Source organism: Arthrobacter sp. fls2-241-R2A-172 (assembly GCF_030208885.1).
Lineage (GTDB): Bacteria > Actinomycetota > Actinomycetes > Actinomycetales > Micrococcaceae > Arthrobacter.
This window is the reverse complement of the sequence record NZ_JARVTB010000004.1, coordinates 238,712-260,126: the sequence shown is the minus strand read 5'-3', so window position 1 is coordinate 260,126 and position 21,415 is coordinate 238,712. Positions and strand designations below refer to the sequence as shown.

Genomic DNA, 21,415 nt, shown 5'->3' with positions numbered 1-21,415 from the left:
TGTTCGAAAATCCCGCCGTACAACGTGAGGAGTCGCGAACAAGCTGCGGTTTTGTGACTACGTGTGACCCTAGATGACGTAACGTTCGTCCTCGTGGTCGCCCGGGTGGTCCTTGACCAAGCCCGCGGCAAGGGTGTTGCCGTCGATGGGGTCGATCACCAGGAAAGCGCCCGTTCGGCGGTGGTGCAGGTAGTTCTCCAACGGCAGCGGAGCAGAGAGCCGGAGCTGTGCGTGTCCGATGTCGTTAAGGTCCAGGGTGGACGCCGGCTCCACGTTGAACGTGGCCAGGTCCAGCTTGCCCGTGACGTTGCGGACCAGTGCCTGGACCGTGCGCGTACCGTGCTTCACCAGGACCTTCTGGCCTTCGCGGAGCGGTTTCGGCGAAAGCCATGCCAAGGACGCATACAGATCAGCAGTGCTTTCGCGGACCGTACCGGCTGCGGCAATGGTGTCACCGCGGGCGATGTCGATCTCGTCAGCCAAGCGGACAGCCACAGACTGCGGAGCGGCTGCTTCTTCCAACGACTGGCCGGCGAAGTCGATGCCGACCACCGTGGTGGTGCGCGGTTCGTGGCCCGGGCTGATGACACTCACTTCGTCGCCAACCTTGACCGACCCTTCGGTGATCTGGCCGGCGTAGGCACGGTAATCGCGGTACGCCTCCACATCGAGCCCGGCAGCAACAGCGTCAGGAGCAAGGGCACCCTGCGGACGGATCACCAGCTGGACCGGGAAGCGGAAGCTCTCCAGTTCGGCCTCGAGCTCGTCAGCGGCCGGGAGGGTCTCGAGGACTTCCAACAGCGCAGGACCGGTGTACCAAGGGGTGCGCTCGGAGCGGTCCACCACGTTATCGCCATCAAGGGCGGACACAGGAACCACCAGCAAGTCAGCAACACCATCGGAACCCAGTCCGAGCTCGCGGGCAACCTTCTGCACATCGGCCTCGATGTCGCGGAACACCTGCTCGCTGAAATCGACCAGGTCGATCTTGTTCACGGCCACGATCACGTGAGCAACGCGCAGCAACTGCAGCACGGACAGGTGGCGGCGCGTCTGCTCAAGGACACCCTTGCGGGCGTCAATAAGTACGACGACGGCATCCGCAGTGGACGCGCCCGTCACCGTGTTCTTGGTGTACTGAACGTGGCCCGGGCAGTCCGCCAGGATGAAGCTGCGGCGGTCGGTTGCGAAGTAGCGGTAAGCCACGTCGATGGTGATGCCCTGTTCACGCTCAGCACGCAGGCCGTCGGTCAGGAGGGCGAGGTCGATCCCGCCCTTTTCGCCGCCGAAGCCCCGGTCCGCTGAGGTGCGGGCAACGGCGTCGAGCGTGTCAGCAAGAATCGCCTTCGAATCGTGAAGGAGGCGGCCCACCAAAGTGGACTTTCCGTCGTCGACCGATCCGGCAGTAGCGAAACGGAACAGAGTAGTGGGCAGGGCTGTCTCCAGCCCGGCAGCCAATGTTTCGGTGCTCATTTAGAAGTAGCCGTCCTTCTTGCGGTCTTCCATGGCTGCCTCGGAGATGCGGTCATCTGCTCGGGTGGCGCCACGTTCGGTCAGGGTGGAGGCGGCGACTTCAACAACGACGTCGGCCACGGTGCGGGCATCGGACTCGACAGCACCGGTGCAGGACATGTCCCCCACCGTGCGGTAGCGGACCAGCTTGGTGATGACTTCCTCGTGCGGCAGCGGCTGGGAAACCTCGCCCACTGCACGCCACATGCCATCGCGGGCAAAGACCTCGCGGTCGTGGGCGTAGTACAGGCTGGGGAGCTCGATGTTCTCGCGCTCGATGTACCGCCAGATGTCCAGCTCGGTCCAGTTGCTGATGGGGAACGCACGGACGTGCTGGCCCACCGTGTGGCGGCCGTTGTACAGGTTCCACAACTCGGGGCGCTGGTTGCGCGGGTCCCACTGGCCGAACTCGTCGCGGAGGCTCAGGATGCGCTCCTTGGCGCGGGCCTTGTCCTCGTCGCGGCGGCCGCCACCGAAAACGGCGTCGAACTTGTTGCGCTGGATCGCGTCCAACAGCGGAACGGTCTGCAACGGGTTACGGGTGCCATCGGCACGCTCAGCAAGCTCACCGCGGTCGATGAACTCCTGCACCGAGCCCACAACCAGCTTCAGGCCCAGTCGCTCCACCGTACGGTCGCGGAAGTCGATGACCTCTGGGAAGTTGTGGCCCGTGTCCACGTGCAGCACAGGGAAGGGAACCTTGCCAGGCCAGAAGGCCTTGGTGGCCAGGTGCAGCATGACCACGGAGTCCTTGCCACCGGAGAACAGCAACGCAGGCTTCTCAAACTCGGCAACAACCTCGCGGATGATGTGAATGGCCTCGGACTCGAGTGTGTCCAGGCTGCTCAACCGCTCAGCCGAAGGGGCGTCGACTGCCGCTGCAACTTCCACCGTGGACTCCTCTGTTGTGTACGTGCTCATGTGTGTAGTCCGCATTCTGTCTTGTCGGATCCTGCCCAGCGGCCGGCGCGGGGGTCTTCTCCCGGGGCAACCTGGCGTGTGCAGGGCTGGCAGCCGATGGACGGGTAACCCTGGCTCAGGAGGGGGTTGACGGGAAGGATGTTGTCCTCGGAGTACTCGATCAGCTGATCGAAGGTCCAGTCGACCATCGGGTTCACCTTGACCAACCCGAAGCCTTCATCCCACGTGATGATCGGCGTGTTGGTGCGGGTGGGTGCCTCGTCGCGACGGACACCGGTGAACCAGACCTCGTAGCCGGCCAAGGAGCGGCGCAACGGCTGGACCTTGCGCAGCGCGCAGCACTGGGCGGGGTCGCGGGCGAACAGGTCCTTGCCCAACAGGCGGTCCTGCTGTTCCACGGTGGTTTCCGGAAGGACGTCCACGACGTTGACGCGCAGGTTCGCTGCAACTTCGTCGCGGGTCTGGTGCGTTTCCTTGAAGTGGTAGCCGGTCTCCAGGAACAAGACGTCGACGCCGGGAAGCTGGTCCGCCACCAAAGCCGGCAGGACGGCGTCGGCCATGGAGCAGGCCACCGTCACCGCGGGCAGTTCGAAGTTGCGGGCCACCCAAGCGATCGCTTCGGTGGCGCTGGCGTTCCAACCCAGCTCAGCGGCGCCGGCTTCAGCCAGGGCCTTGAGCTCCTCGTTGGAGCGCTTGAGTGCTACAGCTACGGTCACTGTAAGTCTCCTTCGTCGGCGGAGTGTGCCCACTCAGCGAAGGTCTGGCCCTCGGCGCCAACGGCGACAAACTTACGGACCACACGCTCCACGTAATCGGGCAGGTCTTCCACCGTGACCTTGAGGCCGCGGACGGTACGTCCCAGGCCGGCTTCCTCGCGCTCGTTGTTGGCCAGCCCGCCACCGAGGTGGACCTGGAAACCCGGGGTGGGGTCGCCGTCGGGCGTTGGCAGCATCATGCCCTTCAGGCCGATATCGGCCGTCTGGATGCGTGCGCAGGAGTTGGGGCAACCGTTGATGTGGAGGGACAGTGCCGACGGCAGCTGCTTGGTCTCCACGAGGTCGGCCAAGCGGCATTCCAACTCAGCGATGGCCGTTGCTGCGGTGACCTTGGTTTCCACGATGGCCAGCTTGCAGAACTCAATGCCCGTGCAGGCAATGGTGCCGCGGCGGAATACGGACGGCCGGGCGGAGAGGCCCAGGGTGTCCAGTTCGGCGATCAGGGGTTCCACCTGTTCCTTGGCAACGTCCAGGATCACCAGCTTCTGGTGAGGAGTAGTGCGCAGCCGGTAGGAACCGTGCTTCTCCAACGTGTCGGCCAAGGTGACCAGTGCTTCGCCGGACGTGCGGCCCACAGTGGGTGTGACGCCGATGAAGAACTTGCCGTCCTTCTGCTCGTGGACGCCGATGTGGTCACCGGGAGCGGTGGGCTTGGGAGCGGCGGGGCCGTCCGGGAGCTTGAAGCCGAGGTATTCGTCTTCAAGGATCTGGCGGAACTTGGCCGGACCCCAGTCGTTCATGAGGAATTTCAGGCGGGCCTTGGTACGCATGCGGCGGTAACCGTAGTCGCGGAAAATGCTGGTGACGCCCAGCCACACTTCAGCGGCGACGTCGGCGGAGACGAACACACCCAGGCGTTCGGCCAGGCGGGGGTTGGTGGACAGGCCGCCGCCAACCCAGAGGTCGTAGCCGGCACCAAGTTCGGGGTGAACAACTCCCACCAAGGCGAAGTCGTTGATCTCGTGCACCACGTCCTGGGAGGGGTGGCCGGTGATGGCGGTCTTGTACTTGCGCGGCAGGTTGGCCAGCTCGGGGTCGCCGATGAATCGCTCGGCGAGCTCGTGGATCAGCGGCGTGGGATCGATGATCTCGTCCTTGGCGATGCCGGCGACCGGGGAGCCCAGGATGACTCGGGGAACATCGCCGCAGGCCTCGGTGGTGGACAGGCCGATACCTTCAAGGCGACGCCAGATCTCCGGAACATCCTCAACGCGGATCCAGTGCAGCTGGATGTTTTGGCGGTCCGTCAGGTCTGCCGAGCCCCGGGCGAAGTCCACGGAGATCTGGCCGATGACGCGCAGCTGCTCGGTGGTCAGCGCTCCACCGTCGATGCGCACGCGCAGCATGAAGTACTTGTCTTCGAGCTCGTGCGGTTCAAGCGTTGCCGTCTTGCCGCCGTCGATCCCGGGTTTGCGCTGCGTGTAGAGGCCCCACCAACGGAAACGGCCGTGAAGGTCGGTGCCGTCGATCGAGTCGAAGCCTTCTTTTGAGTAGACAGACTCAATGCGCTCACGGACGTTCAGCCCGTTGTCTTCCTGCTTCCAGGTTTCGTTGGCGTTGAGCGGGGCAGTGCCGTCAACTTTCCACTGGCCGTGGGGCTTGGCGGCAGGGCGGGTGCGCGCCGGGCGCTTGGCGGTCTCCGCGGACGCGCCGGCTACAGCTGTATCTGTCATATATCGAGGGTAGGTCTGGCCAGATTTAGCCAGCAAAGGTCTGGAAATGTTGAGTCACCTAGGGAAACATTTCGTCACGAACACGCCAGTGGCCTTGTCCGGCGGCGCCACATATGCAGGCGGATTTGGAGGCAATCAGCTCGCCAGCACTGCGTCGTAGCGTTCCAACGCGATCTCGGCGAGCACCGGTGAAGGCAGCAGCGGAGCCGCGACAACGTCAGCTCCAGCCTTGGCCAGCTGATCGTGGAAATAGCCGGTCGCCAAGAGGTAGGACGCGATGAACACCCGTCCCGTCCCACCATCGGCGGCGAGCTCCGCACGCAAGGAGGCGACGCCGTCGGGCACTGTCGGCTTGGCGCTGGCACCATAGGCGACCCGGACCTTGTTGGGGAGCAGCTCAGCGAGCAGGCGCGCTTGCTCTTCCGAGTCCACCGACCCGTCCGGAAGCGAGGAGCCGGCGGCAGCCACCAGCACGCCGTCGTTCTCCTCCAGGCCTGCGGCCCGCAGATGCACGGCAAGCAGCTCAGCCAGCCGCGGATCCGGGCCGAGCGGCCTGGCCGAGATCACTTCGGGCCGACTCTTGATCGCCTTGGGTACGTCCACTTTGATGTGGAAGCCGGTGGACAGCAAAAGCGGGACGACGACGGCGGCAGTCCCCTCGGGCAGGCCCTCCACCACTCCCCCCAGCTCAGGTTCCTGCACGTCCACGTAGGCCTCGAGCACCCGCAAGCCGGGGCGAAGGGCCTCGATGTCGGCCATGACCTGTCGGATTGCTGCCTGGCCTTCGGCGTTGCGGGTTCCGTGGGCGCACGCGATCAAAACGGGGCTGTTCATGGGAGCTAGCGTAACGTTGAGCCAGCATCTGTTGAGAGCCGTACCCAGAAAGAAACCGTCCACTTGATTTCCATCGACATCCTTCTTCTGTGGCTTGACCTATTTGGCGTGTTTTTCTTCGCGGTCTCCGGGTCACTGTTGGCGGCCCGCAAACAGTTCGACATTGTGGGTTCCGTGCTCCTGGCCTCGATTGCGGCGCTGGGCGGCGGCGTGATCCGCGACATCATCATCAACGCCGGTCCCCCGATCGCGTTCACCAACCCCGCCTATCTGGTCCCGCCCCTGCTGGCGGCAATGCTGGTGTACTTCCTGTTCTCCTCGGTTCAGCGCTTTACCTCCCTTTTAACGCTCTTCGACGCCGGCGGCCTGGCACTCTTCTGCATCACCGGGACGCTGAAGGCCCTGACCGCGGGCGTAAATCCTGTGGCCGCGATCCTGCTGGGTGTGACCACTGCCGTGGGTGGCGGACTGCTGCGCGACATTACGGCGAACGAGGTCCCCACACTCTTCAACGCCCGCGACCTCTATGCCCTTCCGGCCTTTGTTGGTGCCGGCTTGACCACGTTGCTGTGGCATTTGGGGCTGTTCACCGGGCTCTCTGCCTGCGTCGTCGCCGCCGTCGTTTTCGCTTTCCGCGTCACTGCCTGGCGACGCAGCTGGCGCGTGCCGCTCGCGGTCCGTGGATGGCACCGGCCCGGCCGCGGAACGGGCGCAATTTCGGGTGCCCGGGATTAGCTAGGATAAGAGCATGACTGACATGTTCCTCGAGAAGTTCCGCGCGCTGGTCCCAAAGTATCTCGAGGATGAATGGCAGGAAGAGGATGGCCTCACGCCCGAAGAGCTGGACGAGGCCCTTGCCGACCACTCCTTCACCATCCCGCTGGTTCTCCGCGAGTTCTACCTGGCCATCGGCGGTTGCGAAGACCTCATGGAGGCCTACCACTACTTCTGGGATCCCGAGGAACTCGAGGTCGACGACGAAGGTTTCCTCATGTTCCTGGAGGACGAGGACGAGCAATTCACTTGGGGCTTCCGCACGGCTGATCTGGGCATCCCCGATCCCATCGTCTGGCGCCGCAACAACGCCCGCGGACAGTGGAAGAGCGAAGAAGGAACGTTCTCCGAGTTCGTCTTCGACATGTTCGAGTGGGCGTTCAACGACGAAGACTAGGTCCTTTTTCAGGGCGCCCCCGTGGCTTCCTGACCCTGTTTGAACGACACGCAGCCCCTATGCAACCTTGATTGATTGCATGGGGGCTGTTTTGCATTGAAAGAAGGTCACAAAGCCACGGGTTTCCGGGCTTAAACGGAATGGCCCCGGCTCGCTGCAACGTTACGAGTCATACGCTGCACCGAACCGGGACCACAATCTCCGTTCGCATCAGACCCACCGGAGGCATTTAGTGGATCCGTGAATAGCTTATGACAATCCTGTCACAAGCGCAACTCTTAGCGTCAACGTAAATTCAAAGATGCCGTTGCGTTTTTACGGCCCGGTGTAGTTATCCACATAGGCCGAAAAGCAGGCTCTGGAGAGTCTCCAACGCCGCAACCATAGCCTGATGGACCTCACCCAATTCCTCCGATCCAGACTCGGCGCGGCCAGAACCGCAGACTTGAAGCGGGTCGGGTTCTCTGAACGAACACTGGCATCGGCGTTGAACAACGGGGTGATCACCCGATTGCAGCGAGGCGTCTACGTCACCAAAGGAGCAGACCCTGACGTCGTAGCCGCCTTTCGCGCGAATGGCCGCCTGACCTGTATCTCGGCAGCGAGGTTCTACGGACTTTGGATACTTCACGAACCAGAAACTTCGCACTTAAGCTGCGGCAACGGTCTGCCCAAGCCGCAGGTTGTTGACCACGCCTGCATGACCCATCCCCCGCATCCCTATCTACCTGTTGCAGGCGTGGCTGACGTTCTCATTCACGCCCTTCGTTGCCGGCCGGAGCTGGAGTCGCTGGTCATGGTCCAGAGTGCTGTGAGCCAGGCGCTGCTCAGCCCGGATTACCTAAGGTCCAAACTGGCGGGTCCCCGCAATGGCCGGGCGCGGGCTGTTGTGGGGTTGGTCCTTCCCAGGGCAGATTCCTTGCTGGAAGTCCTGGCTCATGTCCACTTCACCAGGGCAGGACTCAGGGCGAAGATGCACGTGCAGCTACCCGGGGTTGGTGAAGTCGACTGCCTGATCAACGATTGCCTGGTGATCGAGCTGGACGGCGGTACCCACTTGGAAGGTAGGCAGGTTAAGAAGGACCAATACCGGAACAACGCCAGCATGCGTGGCGGGCTGCTGGCTCTTCGCTATTACTACTCCGACGTCGTCCACCATCCGGGGAAGATGGTGGCTGAAGTGCTCATCGTGCTGGGTAACAGGGAAGCCGGGCACTTCGGACCGTCGCGGTGGACACCAAAGTGGGTGCCGGCGTCGTGATTCGATCGTCTGCCGTGGCGATCCAAGCTTCTTTGGAACGAAAACGGCCGCTTTGCAACCCGAAAAGGGTGCAAAGCGGCCGTCAAGCGCCTAAAGCGGGTCAGGAAGCCACGCCCGGAAAAACCTAGCTGCTGCGGTCCACCACAGCGTGGGCGAAGTTGGTCAGCGACGCCTTCACCACGCCTTCCGGCAGGGGCGCGAGTGCAGCGACTGCCTCGGCGGACCATTGGCGCGCGATTTTCCACGACTCGTTGGTGACGGGGTGTTCACGCAGGCCGGCCACGGCCTCAGCCAAAGCCGAATCGGAGGACAGGTCGCCGTCGATCAGTTTGAGGAGTTCGGCGGCAGACGAGTCCCCCGCAGCAGCATCGCGGCGCAGCAACAGCACCGGGAGGGTGGGTACGCCTTCGCGGAGGTCAGTGCCGGGGGATTTTCCGGACTTGACCTTCACGCCGGTGACGTCGATGACGTCGTCGGCAAGTTGGAACGCGACGCCAACCTTTTCACCGTACTCAACCAGCAAATCCTCAAAGGATTCATCGGCACCGGCGAAGATCGCGCCGAGCTGCCCGGAGGCCGCAACCAGGGATCCGGTCTTGTCCGCGATGACGGAAAGGTAGTGCTCCACGGGGTCTTCGTCCTCGCGTGGCCCCACGGTTTCGTGCAATTGGCCCAGGCAGAGGCGTTCGAAAGTCCGGGCCTGGATACCGAGGGCACGAGAGCCGAGTTCGGAGACGAGAATGGAGGCTCGGGCGAAGATGAGGTCGCCGGTGAGGATGGCCACGGAGTTGCCCCATACCTCGTGTGCTGTGGGAGCCCCGCGACGGAACGGAGCCGAGTCCATGACGTCGTCGTGGTAGAGCGTGGCCAGGTGCGTGAGCTCAACAACCACGGCAGCCTGGACAACCTCGGGGCGCGAAGCATCACCGAGGTGGGCGCACAGCAGTGTGAGCAGTGGTCGGATGCGCTTGCCACCGGCTTCCACCAGGTGACGCGACGTCGCGTCAGCCAAGGGGTCAGAGTTGGAGATGGCTTCGCGAAGCTTCTTCTCCACCCGGGCAAGGTTGTTGGTGATGGCGGGGCCGAGTTCGGCGTCCCCTGCAATGGCAGCGAAACCAGCGGGCAGTTGCAGTCCCGTAGCAATCGCTGTGGTGTTCAGGGAAGGCTCGTTGGAGTCAGGCAGGCCGTGCCCGGCATGCGTCCAACTGTGTTCGGCAGAGTTCGTCACGGGTTAACCCTAACTAGTTGTTGCGGAAACCGCGGTGTCGGAGCCGGCTGCGGTCAGCGCGCCGGACGAAGAAGTGTTGGACGTCGCCGGAACCAGCATTTCGAGTACCCGGATCACGCGGTCCTCGAAGCCTTTCGCTGACGGATCGGTGAGGTTCGCGAGCATGCGGACCACAAACCGCATCAGCACCGGAATCGGCATTCCCGTGCGAAGTGCCAGCTTCATGACAGCCGGCTTGCCAATCAAGGAAGCGAAGAGCCGTCCCAGCGTGAAGTGCGATCCCCACTGGTCCCGCACATAGTCCGCGTACCGCGAAAGGTGCGCATCGGCGTCGTGCGTGTTCCAGCCGGCTGAAGCGGAGCGGGAGGACGCATCAATGATGAACTCGGCCGCGAACCGGGCGGACTCCATGGCGTAGGAAATGCCCTCGCCATTAAAGGGGGACACCATGCCGCCGGCGTCGCCCAGCAGGAGCAGCCCGGGCGAGTAGTGCGGCGTGCGGTTGAAGCCCATGGGCAGCGCGGCACCACGGATCTCCCCTACCTGGTTCTCCGGCGTGAAGCCCCAGTCAGCGGGCATGCCGGCGGTCCATTCGCGCAGGACCTGCTTGTAGTCGAGCTTGCCGAATTGCTTGGAGGAGTTCAGGATGCCAAGGCCAACGTTGGAGGTGCCGTCACCAACACCAAAAACCCAGCCGTAACCGGGCAGCGGCTTGCCTGACTTATCCGGCAGTTCAAGCCAGCCTTCCATCCAGTCGTCCTCGTGCCGGGGCGACGTGAAATAGGTGCGCACGGCGACACCCAGCGGACGGTCATCCCGCTTGTGCATACCCAGCGACACAGCGGTCCGCGTGGAGTTACCGTCTGCGGCAAGAACGACGTCGGCATGGAAGTCGCGCGTTTCGCCCGTCTTGCGTCCGGACTCGTCAAGGATGGCGGCACGTACGCCGACGACTCGGCCGTCGTCCGATTTCAGGGCCGACGTGACACTGTGGTGTTCAAGGACGACGGCGCCCGCGGCCTGCGCGTGACGGGCCAGGTCCTCGTCGAAACCGAGGCGGGTCCGGATCAGGCCGTACGTGGGAAAGTCGGCGACCTCGGGCCATGGCAGCTCGATGGTGCGGCCGCCGGCAATGAGGCGGAGGCCCTTATTGCGCCTCCAACCTTCAGAGACGGCGTGCGGCAATCCGAGCTTTTGGATTTCCCGGACAGCCCTTGGGGTGAGTCCGTCGCCGCAGACCTTTTCACGGGGGAAGGAGGTCTTTTCCAGCACCGTGACGTCAATGCCCGCCTGGGCGAGGTAATACGCGGCGGTGGACCCGGCCGGGCCCGCGCCAACAATCAGTACTTTCACGTCGTCCTAAATCAGCAGGCAGTACGAGCTAGCCGGCCTGGTGGCGCGGCTTAATCTGGCGGCGAAGCTTGGCTACGGGGACACTTTCGCGGTGCTCGGCGGGCTTCTGCGCGCGGTGCACGGCAACGATGCCGCCGCTGAGGTTGCGGTAGGTTACGTCAGTCCAGCCGGCGTCACTGAGCCACTGGGCCAAGTGGTCCTGGTCCGGCCAGGCACGGATGGACTCGGCGAGGTAGACGTAGGCGTCGGGGTTGGAGGAAACCTTGGTGGCGATTGCCGGAAGCGCGCGCATCAAATACTCCGTGTAGAGGTTGCGCCACAGCGGCACCACGGGGTGGGAGAACTCGGCAATGACCAGCCGGCCGCCGGGTTTGGTGACGCGCAGCATTTCCTCGAGGGCCTTGCGCGGTTCCACGACGTTGCGCAGGCCGAAGGAGATGGTGGAGGCGTCAAAGCTGTTGTCCGCGAACGGCAGGTTGGTGGCGTCCCCGGCGATGAAGTCGATGTCCGGACGGCGGCGCTTGCCGACTTTGAGCATGCCCAATGAGAAGTCGCAGGCTACGACGTCAACGCCGGCGTCTGCGTAGGGTTCGCTGGAGGTACCGGTTCCAGCGGCGAGGTCCAGGACCTTCTGGCCGACCTTGACGTCCATGGCGTCCACCACGATCCGGCGCCACCGCCGGGTCTGCCCCATGGACAGGACGTCATTGACGACGTCGTATTTTGGGGCGACATCATCAAACATCGTCGCAACTTCGTCCGGACGCTTTTCCAAGGATGCTCGGTTCACCCTGTAATTGTCTCAGACATTCCGCCGACTTTGCTGCGCTGTAGAAGTCGGCTCAGATTCTGGCTGCGGGCGGGAGTACTGTTGTTCCATCATGACCAGCACGCTCCGCACCTTGACAGTCCCCCTCGATGTTGAATCATCCTCCGGGGGGCTGCCGTCGTTTCTGGTGCGGGATGACGTTCTCTGCTGGTCCCGCCGCGAGGCTGGCCTGGTGGGCTTCGGTGAGCTGACCCGCTTCAGCGCCACCGGTCCTGAGCGTTTCCTTGAGGCCGATATGTGGTGGCGGCACCTCATTCTTGAGGCCGAAATCACTGACCAGATGGAGCTGCCGGGCACCGGGCCGGTCGCTTTCGGCTCCTTCGCCTTCTCCAAAACGTCCCCGCACGTCTCGCGCCTGATCCTGCCCGAGCTGGTGGTTGGCATCCGTGATGGCCGCGCCTGGGCCACCCAACTAACGTTCGACGACGGCGACCTCACCGAGGCCGGTGTCCTAGCCTCTGTTGACCACTGGCTGAGCGGCGGCGAGCCGAACGGCGAGGATTCAGCGGCAGGCGGGTCCGGCGTCGGACTCTCACCGGACGCTGTTGCCGCGGACGGTTACCTGAGCCACGGCTCGCTCAGCGAAGAAGCCTGGATGCAGGCGGTGGCCGATGGCGTGGAGGAGATCCGCGCCGGCAAATTGGAGAAGCTCGTGCTGGCCCGCGACGTCGTAGCCACCCTTCCGGACGGCGTCAACGCTGCGGAGGTTCTTCGCCAGCTCGCAGCCCGGTACCGCGAATGCTGGACGTACGGCGTGGACGGCCTGGTGGGCGCGACACCGGAGATGCTCATCCAGGTCGAAGGCCGCACGGCGCAGGCCCGCGTGCTGGCTGGCACCTTGGACCGTCGCGACGCTGACGGCATGGACGGTTCTCCGATGGAGTACGCCGAGCGGGTGCTGGCCGGTTCGGAGAAGCAGCGGCACGAACACGAGATTGCGATCGACTCCCTGACGCGACAGTTGGCCCCGTTCTCCGAGGCAATGAATTCGCATAGCGAGCCGTTCATCCTGGAGCTGCCCAATGTGTGGCACCTGGCCTCGGACGTAAAGGCAGAGTTGGCTGACATCGAGGGACACGTCCCTACATGCCTGGCCTTGATCAACGCGCTGCATCCCACGGCTGCAGTGTGCGGAACGCCCACGCTGGTAGCGGGAGCTTTGATTCGCAAGCTTGAGCATCTGGACCGGGGCCCGTATGCCGGGCCCGTCGGTTGGCTGGATGCTGCGGGCAACGGCGAATGGGGCATCGCGCTTCGCGGAGCCGTTATCGAGGATGCCAACACGGTCCGCCTGTACGCAGGTTGCGGCATTGTGGAGGGATCGCAGCCGGAGGCCGAGCTGGCGGAAACCTGGGCTAAATTCCGGCCAATGCTCGAGGCTTTGGGTATCCGTCGCTGAATCTGGGATCCCGGACAGCTACTCCCTTTTGGCGGTTGATAAGTGCGTAAACTAGTTATCTAATAGTGAAACTTCGTTTCCTGTGATGCACATCTCATGTTCGGCGCTACACTAAAACCGACTCAGTTCAGCATCCACCGCAACAAAAGGTAAACAACATGCAGATCTCCCGTTCGGTTCTGTCCGGCACCAAGATGGCCGCCGTGCTCGCTGCCGGCGCCTTGGCCTTGACCGCTTGTGGCGGCTCGTCCACTCCGGCAGCCTCCAACGACTCCGGCCTCAAGTTCATCAACGCCGGCAAGCTCACGGTGTGCTCGGATGTTCCCTACGAGCCGTTTGAATTCCAGAAGGACGGCAAGATTGTTGGCTTCGACATGGACATCGCGGCCGAGATTGCCAAGGACACCAAGACCGAGCTCAACGTGGTGGACAGCTCCTTCGAGGCCATCGAGACCGGCACCGCACTGACCGGTTGCGACGTCTCCATCTCCTCTATCTCCATCACCGACGTCCGCAAGAATGTCATGGACTTCTCCAACCCGTACCTGGATGACGACCTGACCCTCGTTGCCACGTCCTCCTCGGGCATCAGCAACATCGACAGCGCGAAGGGCAAGAAGGTTGGCGTGCAGCAGGCCACCACCGGCGCACAGTACGCCAAGGACAAAGGAATTGACGCCCAGCAGTTCGAGGACTCCGGCCTCCTGGTCCAGGCACTCAAGGCCGGCACCATCGACGCCGCCATCGGCAACCAGTCCGTCCTTGGCTACGCCATCAAGGATGACTCCAACCTCAAGCGCGTCGAAGACTACGCAACGGGTGAGAAGCTGGGCATCTCCATCAAGAAGGGCAACACGGCCATGGCAGATGCCGTAAACGCCACGCTCAAGCGCCTCACGGATGATGGCTCCATGAAGAAGTTCCAGAGCACCTGGTTCGGCGAAACCTCCAAGTAGCTCCCGACATCCACACAGGTGGGCCCCGAAACTACACGCTGTTTCGGGGCCCACCTGCGCAACACGAATGTGAGAACACCATGGCAATGACTGCACGTCAACGAGCCAAAGTCAGCCTGTACGTCCAAGCCGGAATCTTCGTAGTGGTCCTGGCCGCGGTGATCCTTGCCGTCGACTGGAAGACTGTTGGGAACAGCGTCTTCAACTTCGCCAAGATCGGGCCGATGTTCCCGGACATCTTCCTGGTGGGCCTCAAGAACACCCTTATCTACACGGCGTTGGCCTTCGTAGTGGGTTTGTCAGGCGGCCTTCTGCTTGCCCTGATGAAACTCTCCTCTTTCCCGCTGTACCGCTGGCTCGCAACGGGCTACATCGAGTTCTTCCGCGGTGTCCCTGCGCTGCTGGTCTTCATCGCCTTCGGCTACGGCGTTCCCCTGGCCTTCGGTGTCCAGTGGGACGTCAACATCGTGGTCATGGTTTCGCTGGGCATGGTGGCATCGGCGTACATCGCTGAAACCCTCCGCGCGGGTCTTCAGGCCGTGCCGAAGGGCCAGATGGAAGCCGCCCGTTCACTTGGCATGCCGCACTGGCGCGCCATGGTTTCGATCGTGATTCCCCAGGCGTTCAAGATCGTCCTGCCCCCGCTGACCAACGAGATCATCCTGCTCACCAAGGACTCCTCGCTGATTTACGTCCTGGGCCTCACAGCTTCCCAGTACGAGCTCACCAAGTTCGGCCGCGATGGCATCTCCAGCCTCGGCGCGGGCCTGACCCCGCTGCTCGTGGCCGGCGCCTTCTACCTGGTCATCACCATCCCCTTGAGCCTCCTGGCACGGAAGTTCGAAAGCCGCTCCGCGCGGACGAAGCGATAGGCAGGACAGTCATGAACGACGTCGTAAACAGCACCGTTCGCGCCGCTGGCGTGGATATCAAGGACCTGCGCAAGTCCTACGGCAGCAACGAAGTCCTCAAGGGCATCTCGCTGACCGTGGAACCGGGCCAGGTGGTTTGCTTGATCGGGCCTTCCGGCTCGGGAAAGTCCACGCTCCTGCGCTGCGTCAACCTGTTGGAGCAGCCCAACGCGGGCACCATCAACGTGGGCAAGTTCGAAGCAACGGATCCTGATGTTGACCTGAATAAGATGCGCCAAAGCGTGGGCATGGTGTTCCAGCACTTCAACCTCTTCCCGCACCTCAGCGTGCTGGACAACTGCACCATCTCCCAGATGAAGGTGCTCAAGCGTTCCAAGTCCGAGGCCGCCAACGTGGCCCGCCACAACCTGGAGCGCGTAGGGCTGGGTCACCTGGCCGACCGTTTCCCGGACCAGCTCTCCGGGGGCCAGCAACAGCGTGTCGCAATCGCCAGGGCACTGTCCATGGACCCGCAGCTGATGCTCTTCGATGAGCCCACGTCCGCGTTGGACCCCGAGACCGTCGGCGATGTCCTGGCAGTCATGCGCAAACTCGCGCAGGAAGGCATGACCATGTTGGTGGTCACGCACGAGATGGGCTTCGCCCGCGAAGTCGCCGACCGCGTTGTCTTCATGGACGCCGGCGTTGTGGTGGAAGAAGGCCCGGCCGAGCACGTCATCAGTGCTCCTACGCAGCCGCGCACCAAGGAATTCCTGCGCCGTGTCCTGGATCCGACACACATCGGCGTCGAGGAAGCGTAACTCTCTGCCGCGAGGGGTTAGCTCTCGGCGCTTTGGAAGCCCCCAAAGCCTCGAGAGCTAACCCCTCGCCGTCAGGACCCTGTCCACGGCTTCGGAGATGGCTTCCTTGATCCGGGCATGGAGTCCGCGCAAGCCCGCCCGGTCCACGCGCACCTCCACAATGGTGCGCCCCTTCAGCGGCGACTTCAGCGCTTCGGCAAGTTCCGCCGTCGTACTTACCGCTTGGTGTCCGACGCCGTAGGCCGCCGCGAGTGCCGCGATGTCCACTGAGTGCGGGGTACCGAAAAGGCGTTCGACGGCGGTGCCGTAGGCGCCGGAGTCTTCGACGGCGCCGTGTTCCAGGAGGCTGAAGATGGCCCCGCCGGAATCGTTGAGGACCACGATGCGAAGATCCGGAACAGGTTCACCGTGTCCCATGAGCAAACCGCCGGCGTCGTGGAGGAAAGTGACATCCCCCAGGAGTGCAGTGGTTTCGCGGCCGCTCCCCAGCGCGATTCCCGTGGCTGTGGCGATGGTGCCGTCGATTCCGGCCAGGCCGCGGTTGGCGTAAACCGTTGCGATAGGCGCGGTGTGTGGTTGCCCCGCGAGGTCGACGTCGCGGATGCCGTTGGAGGAGCCGAGGACCAGCTGGCCGCGGGCGTGTTCCCAAACCGCTGCCCCGACGGACGGGCCATTGGCAGCACTCTCCCCCGCCAACACGCTGTCCAAGCCATGCTGGGCTGCGGCGGCGGCGAGGAGCCAGGAGTCGAGCCACTCCGCGGAGCCACGTCCCGCGAAATCCGCGAGCTCCGGGAGTGTTTCAATCGGCGTTTCGCGTCGCCGTCCCGCCTCGTACCAGGCAACCGGGACCGGCTGGTAGATGGCGGACTGTACGGCCTCACGCGCCAACAGGGACGCGACGGGACGCGAGAGCGTTGCCCGGCCGAACAGGACCACGCGGTCGATCGGGGTTGAAGATTCGGGCCCGAAATGCTGAAGCAGCACGCGATACGGGCCCACTGCATTAGGGCCGAAGCGCGCGTTGGATGATGGCTCTGCAAGCAACGGCAAGCCATGCGCCCTCGCGAAAGCCTCGGCCACGGGTCCGGCATCGTGACCGGCGAGGACCACGGTGCGTCGCTCGGGGAGTTCGCTGGACGCCGCCGGCAGGTCCAGTGCCTGAGGACCGGCGTCGTAATGGAACACGCCGTGTCCCTGCGTTTCCGGGAGGGCGTCGTTGGCCGCTGGAACCAAAGGATCACGGAACGCAAGGTTCAGCTGGACGGGGCCGGGCGGGGTGTCTTCCAGCGCGCCCGTCGCGGCATAAAGTGCAGTGGCAACAGCCTTCTGCGGATCGTCCCCAGCGGGGACGTCGACGGCGAATCGCACGTGCTCGCCGAAAAGGTCCAGTTGGATGGTGGTCTGGTTGGCCCCGGTCCCGTGGAGTTCTTCGGGCCGGTCCGCGGAAATGACAACCACGGGCACGGCCGAATGGTTGGCCTCCATCACGGCCGGAAGAAGGTTGCCCACGGCCGTCCCGGAGGTGGTGACGACAGCGACGGGAGCTTCCGTTGAGAGCGCCAACCCCAGGGCCGTGAATCCGGCGTCGCGTTCGTCGATCCGCACGTGGAGCCGGACCCGGCCCGCAGCTTCGGCTTCCGCGAGGGCGTAGGCCATGGGGGCCGACCGCGAACCCGGCGCCACCACCACATGCCGCACACCGCCGTCGATCAGCGTAGTTACGGCGATCCGTGCGGCGGCGATGGATGTCAGAGAGTCCTGGGAAGTCACCGCTCCAGTCTATTGGGGCGGTGATGGAGCGTCCGCCGGAACCGGGCGGGATGTGAGAGAGCGTCCGCCGGAACCGGGCGGGACGTGAGAGAGGGACAGTGTGGGAATGCTCCCCCACCCGGGGGTCGGGCGGGAGAGCATTCGTGGTTTTAGGAAAGGTCAGTGCTACTTGCGGAAGACCTGCACGATCGCAGGGCGCGGGGCCCGCACGGCACCGGCCGGAGCGGGGGCGCCTGCAGCAACGTAGTCCGGGAAGTACGAGTGCGGCGCGTCGAACGTGCCTTCCTCACCCGGGTGCTGGACGGCGACAAACACCGTGCGCTCTTCGTCGTGGACGATCGGGCCACAGGTTTCGGCGTCGCGGGGTACGGCCAGGAACTGCTCCACCTTGCCGCGCTCCGGGCCTTCCAACGTGACCTTGAACAGACCGTCGTTGTAGCCGATGGTGGACGGGGCACCGTCGGTGGAGATCCAGAGGTTGCCCACCGAGTCGAAGGCCACATTGTCGGGGCAGGAGATGGGCGACACCTTATCCGCCGGGAAGCCGGAGAAGTAAGCGGACTTGTTCTTGGCCGGATCGCCCGCAACAAGCAGGAGGGTCCAGTTGAACTTGGTGCCGGTCTGCCCCGGCGCCTCAGTGATCTCCACGATGTGGCCGTCACGGTTCTGGGTGCGGGGGTTGACCTCCGTCGCGCCTTCCTTGCCGGCCTTGCCGCGGTCGGAGTTGTTGGTGCAGGCCACGTAGATCTTGCCCGTGAGCAGGTTGGGCTGGACGTCTTCGCAACGGTCCATCTTGGTGGGTCCGACCTTGTCAGCGGCCAGGCGGGTGTACACAAGGACCTCGGCCACGGACATACCCGGAACCGCGGAGACGCCACCAACCACCAAGGGCAGCCATTCGCCCGAACCGTCGAAAGCGCCGTCGGCCGGGAGCTTGCCGGTACCGTCGATCTCGGCGGCGGGCGAGTCACCCGTGAAGCGGGCCACATACAGGTCGCCTTCTGAGAGAAGGTTCATGTTGTTCTGGCGGGCAGCCTTCGAATCACCGGGCTGGTACTTGCCCTTGGAGACGAACTTGTAAAGGTAGTCGAAACGCTCGTCATCACCCATGTAGGCAACCACGTGGCCATCGGGGGCAACGATCACGTTGGCGCCCTCGTGCTTGAACCGGCCCATGGCCGAGTGCTTCCTCGGAGTGGATGTGGGATCGAAGGGGTCTACTTCCACGATCCAGCCAAAGCGGTTGGTTTCGTTCGTGTACCCGGAGTTGCGGGTGTCGAAGCGGGGCTCGTCCAGCTCCCACTGCCGCGCGGTGGGCTTGGCAGAGAGGCCGTAGCGCTTGTCCGAGTCGCTCGTGCCGGGCGCGACGAAGTATCCGTTGAAGTTTTCTTCGCCGGAGAGGATGGTGCCCCACGGGGTGGTGCCGCCGGAGCAGTTTCCGAGCGTGCCCTTGATCCAGCGGCCGGCTGGGTCATCAATGGTCTTGACCAGGTTTGTACCGGCAGCCGGGCCGGTCAGCTCGTAGACGGTGTTGGTGAGGAAGCGGCGGTTCAGGGGTGCGCCTTGGACGTAGCTCCACGGCTTGTTCTTGTTCTTGCGCTCAAGCTCCACCACTGCGAGGCCGTGGGCGGCGCGGCCGATGGCACGGCCCTCGGCAGCATCGAAGCCGACCGGCAGCATGATGTTCTCGTTGGTGTACTCGTGGTTGGTGAACAGGACAGCGCGGCGATCCTTGGAATCGGGGATCGGAAGGATGTCCGTGTAGTCGTTGTTGTAGCCGAACTGGCGTGCCTGCGCGGCCGCGGTCTGCTTGGTGATGTCGAAGGCCGGGGAGTCGCTGAACAACGGGTCACCCCAACGGATGATCGGGTTCCAGCCGAAGCCCTCAGGGACGGTGAATTCGTCGACGGCGGCGTCGACCGGCTTGATCGCGGTGAACTTGAGCTTGGACTTGTCGAAGCCCTTCTTGGCAGCGTCGGAGAGTCCGTTCCCGGAGTCGGCGACTGCGGCATCGGTGCCGGTCACTGCGCTGCCAAGAACGACGGCGAGCGCACCCGCAGCGCCGAGGCCAAGAGCCGCGCGGCGTGACATGGCCGTGGAGGCGATGTCCCTGAAGTAGCCGTTGGTGCTGGTGTTGCAGACATCGCCAGAGCAGGCGTTGTCGCATTTCAGAGCACACGTGACTGGGCTGCGCTTGCCTTTGGTGTGGCCGAGCATGGGGAGCAGCGGGAACGTGCGTCCAGTGGTTTCAGACATGGGGATGACCTTCCAGAGGGTGTACGGGATTCCCGTTGAGCTTTTCAGCGGAATCCGAATCCGGGAGGTCGCTCGGGTTAAGGCTGGGTGAACAAAGGGTGGTGGTCGCGCGCCAGGACGTCGTGCACCCGTCGGAGCCGGTCCAGCCACCAATCCCGGCGGTCCGCCGAAGCCGCGTACTGCTCCAGCAGTCCGGGATCGGGGTGCGTGTCACGCAACGGTATAGCGCCGTCGTCGGCTACCAACGGATCCAAGGTGACGTCTGAGGCAAAGAGGGAAACCGTGCCCAGGCCGCAGGCGTAGGGAAGGGACGGAAGGGAAGCTGCGAGCGCGAGCCCGGCACGGATCCCCACCGAGGTGTCCAGCGCAGAACTGACGACGGCAGGCAGCCCGGCTTGCTCGACGATGTCCAACGCCCGCCTGACTCCCCCGAGCGGTGCTACCTTGACGACGATGAGGTCCGCAGCCCCCGCCTTGGCTACACGGAGGGGGTCATCCTCTTTGCGAACACTTTCGTCGGCGGCGATCAGGACCGGAGTCCCTGCTTCGGCTAGCCGACGGCGGACCTCGGCCAAACCTTCGATGGTGGGAACGGGTTGCTCGGCGTACTCGAGGCCCTGCGATGACAGCGCCCCAAGCGCCTCCACAGCTTGGTTAACGTTCCATCCACCGTTCGCATCCACCCTGATGGCGGCCTCGGGAAGGGCCCGGCGTACTGCTGCTACCCGCGCGAAGTCGTCGGCGAGTTCCTGTCCCTTCTCGGCGACCTTGATCTTGACAGCATCGACCCGGCCAAAGCGGGCCAGGACGTCCGGTACCTGCTCGGCCCGAACTGCCGGAACTGTGGCGTTAACCGGAATCACATGCCGCAATGGCGAAGGAAACCCCACCCAACCTGCCTCCACGGCGGCAGCGAGCCAGCGGGAGGACTCTTCGTCGTCGTACTCGGGGAACGGGCAGAACTCGCCCCAGCCGCGAGGTCCCTGAAGCAGCAGGGTTTCGCGCTGCATGATGCCCCGGAACTTCACGCGCATGGGCAGCGACACAACGTGGGCGGAGTCCAGGAGTTCTTCGAGGTCAGGAAGGCTTGCAGGCATAGTGCCACTGTACCGGCGGCTTTGCGGGCCACACGGCGGCAGTTGGCCTATGTGGACATCTCAAACGGCCCAGTAGTTTTGGACAGTTCCAAGGACATCAGCCAACCGGGCTCCGGAAAGGACCAGAGAGCTTTCGGGTACCCCCAGTTCGTCCCATTTGGCCACGATGCGGATATCGCCCTCCCCGGGCAGTGGCCATAGCCAGAACTGCGCAGATCCCTCCACTTGCTCATCCCCGGCACTGCCTCCGCCGCCGCCCCGGTGGGTGAGGAGCGGCCCTGAGACGTCTTCGGTGTCCTCCAACATTGCCGGCGTGGGATGCGAGGCAATCGCCTTGCTCCCATCGGCGAGCGAGACTCCGACCTTGATTCCCGGCAGTCCCGGACGGCTGAAGCTTTGCTCCAGAATGTCCCGCCATTCCTGGGCCGACTCGTCTATGCGCCGCACGGACCACTTGAGGTCCAGCAAACAGCCAGTGGAGTACACCTCTGCCATCTTCAACGCAACCACCACGTGGGCGCTTTGGTACACGAAAGCTCCGATGGGCAGGATGCCCGGCAGCTCGTCCGAGGGCGGACCGAACCATCCGGGCCGGATGGGCTGCGGTTGGCGTGGCCGTTCCGGCAGTTCAGGGACGTCGTCGAAGAAGCTCATATTCCATGCTTACACCGCCACGCGGCGCCTGGGGAGGGCCATCTGGCAACTAA

19 protein-coding genes and 1 pseudogene are annotated in these 21,415 nt (G+C 64.0%); 8 read left to right on the top strand and 12 right to left on the bottom strand.

The annotated features are described in order from the left end of the window. Positions 1-69 precede the first annotated feature (69 nt). The 5 genes from QRM57_RS09355 to QRM57_RS09335 all read right to left on the bottom strand — a co-directional run bounded on the left by QRM57_RS09355 (position 70) and on the right by QRM57_RS09335 (position 5,779). Entirely contained in the window at positions 70-1,473 is a 1,404-nt protein-coding gene (locus QRM57_RS09355; RefSeq protein ID WP_284986394.1) for a sulfate adenylyltransferase subunit 1, read from the bottom strand. Then, entirely contained in the window at positions 1,474-2,433 is a 960-nt protein-coding gene (gene cysD, locus QRM57_RS09350) for a sulfate adenylyltransferase subunit CysD (protein ID WP_284986393.1), read from the bottom strand. Then, positions 2,430-3,149 (bottom strand): phosphoadenylyl-sulfate reductase, encoded by a 720-nt coding sequence (locus QRM57_RS09345; RefSeq protein ID WP_235517238.1) that lies wholly within the window; start codon positions 3,147-3,149, stop codon positions 2,430-2,432. The genes cysD and QRM57_RS09345 overlap by 4 nt, the downstream gene beginning before the upstream one ends. Beyond that, positions 3,146-4,882: a nitrite/sulfite reductase gene (locus QRM57_RS09340; protein WP_284986392.1), complete on the bottom strand. Its 1,737-nt coding sequence runs from the start codon at positions 4,880-4,882 to the stop codon at positions 3,146-3,148. Before QRM57_RS09340 ends, QRM57_RS09345 begins: the two co-directional genes overlap by 4 nt. A 135-nt stretch (positions 4,883-5,017) precedes the next feature. After that, on the bottom strand, positions 5,018-5,779 hold the full coding sequence (locus QRM57_RS09335) for a sirohydrochlorin chelatase (RefSeq protein ID WP_284986391.1): 762 nt from the start codon (positions 5,777-5,779) through the stop codon (positions 5,018-5,020). Here QRM57_RS09335 and QRM57_RS09330 point away from each other — a divergent pair, their 5' ends adjacent. The 4 genes and pseudogenes from QRM57_RS09330 to QRM57_RS20965 all read left to right on the top strand — a co-directional run bounded on the left by QRM57_RS09330 (position 5,780) and on the right by QRM57_RS20965 (position 8,148). Beyond that, positions 5,780-6,451 carry a trimeric intracellular cation channel family protein gene (locus QRM57_RS09330; protein ID WP_284986390.1) on the top strand — a complete coding sequence of 224 codons (672 nt, stop codon included), beginning with the start codon at positions 5,780-5,782 and terminating at the stop codon, positions 6,449-6,451. It abuts the gene before it with no gap. Positions 6,452-6,464: 13 nt separating this feature from the next. Further along, positions 6,465-6,887, top strand: a complete 423-nt coding sequence (locus QRM57_RS09325; RefSeq protein ID WP_284986389.1) for a hypothetical protein — start codon at positions 6,465-6,467, stop codon at positions 6,885-6,887. A gap of 391 nt (positions 6,888-7,278) precedes the next feature. Further along, a pseudogene (locus QRM57_RS20970) lies at positions 7,279-7,407 on the top strand (type IV toxin-antitoxin system AbiEi family antitoxin domain-containing protein); the annotation flags it as partial. Positions 7,408-7,626: 219 nt separating this feature from the next. Continuing rightward, the gene (locus tag QRM57_RS20965; protein ID WP_350309841.1) at positions 7,627-8,148 is read left to right on the top strand and encodes an endonuclease domain-containing protein; all 522 of its coding nucleotides are present in this window, start codon (positions 7,627-7,629) and stop codon (positions 8,146-8,148) included. Positions 8,149-8,272: 124 nt separating this feature from the next. Here QRM57_RS20965 and QRM57_RS09315 read toward each other — a convergent pair whose 3' ends face one another. Genes QRM57_RS09315 through QRM57_RS09305 form a run of 3 tightly spaced genes read right to left on the bottom strand, consistent with a single transcriptional unit; the run spans position 8,273 to position 11,519 of the window. Then, entirely contained in the window at positions 8,273-9,376 is a 1,104-nt protein-coding gene (locus QRM57_RS09315; RefSeq protein ID WP_284986387.1) for a polyprenyl synthetase family protein, read from the bottom strand. 9 nt (positions 9,377-9,385) lie between these two features. Beyond that, on the bottom strand, positions 9,386-10,729 hold the full coding sequence (locus tag QRM57_RS09310; RefSeq protein WP_257370661.1) for a geranylgeranyl reductase family protein: 1,344 nt from the start codon (positions 10,727-10,729) through the stop codon (positions 9,386-9,388). A 28-nt stretch (positions 10,730-10,757) separates the two neighbouring features. After that, the gene (locus tag QRM57_RS09305) at positions 10,758-11,519 is read right to left on the bottom strand and encodes a demethylmenaquinone methyltransferase (protein WP_211711989.1); all 762 of its coding nucleotides are present in this window, start codon (positions 11,517-11,519) and stop codon (positions 10,758-10,760) included. Between the two features lie 91 nt (positions 11,520-11,610). On the opposite strand from QRM57_RS09305, the gene QRM57_RS09300 reads away from it, so the two are divergent. The 4 genes from QRM57_RS09300 to QRM57_RS09285 all read left to right on the top strand — a co-directional run bounded on the left by QRM57_RS09300 (position 11,611) and on the right by QRM57_RS09285 (position 15,585). Continuing rightward, a complete protein-coding gene (locus QRM57_RS09300) occupies positions 11,611-12,957 on the top strand; it encodes an isochorismate synthase (RefSeq protein ID WP_284986386.1) in 1,347 nt (448 codons plus the stop codon). A gap of 158 nt (positions 12,958-13,115) precedes the next feature. Continuing rightward, complete coding sequence (locus QRM57_RS09295; RefSeq protein ID WP_284986385.1) at positions 13,116-13,913, top strand: ABC transporter substrate-binding protein; 798 nt, start codon at positions 13,116-13,118, stop codon at positions 13,911-13,913. Positions 13,914-13,993: 80 nt separating this feature from the next. Next, complete coding sequence (locus QRM57_RS09290; protein WP_211711986.1) at positions 13,994-14,785, top strand: amino acid ABC transporter permease; 792 nt, start codon at positions 13,994-13,996, stop codon at positions 14,783-14,785. An 11-nt stretch (positions 14,786-14,796) separates the two neighbouring features. Then, complete coding sequence (locus tag QRM57_RS09285; protein ID WP_235517248.1) at positions 14,797-15,585, top strand: amino acid ABC transporter ATP-binding protein; 789 nt, start codon at positions 14,797-14,799, stop codon at positions 15,583-15,585. A 57-nt stretch (positions 15,586-15,642) separates the two neighbouring features. Here the strand turns inward: QRM57_RS09285 and menD are convergent, their stop codons facing one another. The 4 genes from menD to QRM57_RS09265 form a co-directional block, all read right to left on the bottom strand. Beyond that, positions 15,643-17,355 carry a 2-succinyl-5-enolpyruvyl-6-hydroxy-3-cyclohexene-1-carboxylic-acid synthase gene (gene menD / locus QRM57_RS09280; protein ID WP_284986383.1) on the bottom strand — a complete coding sequence of 571 codons (1,713 nt, stop codon included), beginning with the start codon at positions 17,353-17,355 and terminating at the stop codon, positions 15,643-15,645. 165 nt (positions 17,356-17,520) lie between these two features. Further along, entirely contained in the window at positions 17,521-19,611 is a 2,091-nt protein-coding gene (locus QRM57_RS09275; RefSeq protein ID WP_284986382.1) for a PhoX family protein, read from the bottom strand. Between the two features lie 77 nt (positions 19,612-19,688). Continuing rightward, on the bottom strand, positions 19,689-20,708 hold the full coding sequence (locus tag QRM57_RS09270; protein ID WP_284986381.1) for an o-succinylbenzoate synthase: 1,020 nt from the start codon (positions 20,706-20,708) through the stop codon (positions 19,689-19,691). Between the two features lie 60 nt (positions 20,709-20,768). After that, a complete protein-coding gene (locus tag QRM57_RS09265; RefSeq protein ID WP_284986380.1) occupies positions 20,769-21,362 on the bottom strand; it encodes a hypothetical protein in 594 nt (197 codons plus the stop codon). Positions 21,363-21,415: the final 53 nt, after the last annotated feature.

What these genes read in the sequence shown, in the direction of transcription:
- QRM57_RS09355 (WP_284986394.1), bottom strand. Translation starts at nt 1,473, where the DNA reads ATGAGCACCGAAACATTGGCTGCCGGGCTGGAGACAGCCCTGCCCACT.
- QRM57_RS09300 (WP_284986386.1), top strand. Translation starts at nt 11,611, where the DNA reads ATGACCAGCACGCTCCGCACCTTGACAGTCCCCCTCGATGTTGAATCA.
- QRM57_RS09270 (WP_284986381.1), bottom strand. Translation starts at nt 20,708, where the DNA reads ATGCCTGCAAGCCTTCCTGACCTCGAAGAACTCCTGGACTCCGCCCAC.
- QRM57_RS09265 (WP_284986380.1), bottom strand. Translation starts at nt 21,362, where the DNA reads ATGAGCTTCTTCGACGACGTCCCTGAACTGCCGGAACGGCCACGCCAA.
- cysD (WP_284986393.1), bottom strand. Translation starts at nt 2,433, where the DNA reads ATGAGCACGTACACAACAGAGGAGTCCACGGTGGAAGTTGCAGCGGCA.
- QRM57_RS09290 (WP_211711986.1), top strand. Translation starts at nt 13,994, where the DNA reads ATGGCAATGACTGCACGTCAACGAGCCAAAGTCAGCCTGTACGTCCAA.
- QRM57_RS09275 (WP_284986382.1), bottom strand. Translation starts at nt 19,611, where the DNA reads ATGTCTGAAACCACTGGACGCACGTTCCCGCTGCTCCCCATGCTCGGC.
- QRM57_RS09325 (WP_284986389.1), top strand. Translation starts at nt 6,465, where the DNA reads ATGACTGACATGTTCCTCGAGAAGTTCCGCGCGCTGGTCCCAAAGTAT.
- QRM57_RS09295 (WP_284986385.1), top strand. Translation starts at nt 13,116, where the DNA reads ATGCAGATCTCCCGTTCGGTTCTGTCCGGCACCAAGATGGCCGCCGTG.
- QRM57_RS09340 (WP_284986392.1), bottom strand. Translation starts at nt 4,882, where the DNA reads ATGACAGATACAGCTGTAGCCGGCGCGTCCGCGGAGACCGCCAAGCGC.
- QRM57_RS09285 (WP_235517248.1), top strand. Translation starts at nt 14,797, where the DNA reads ATGAACGACGTCGTAAACAGCACCGTTCGCGCCGCTGGCGTGGATATC.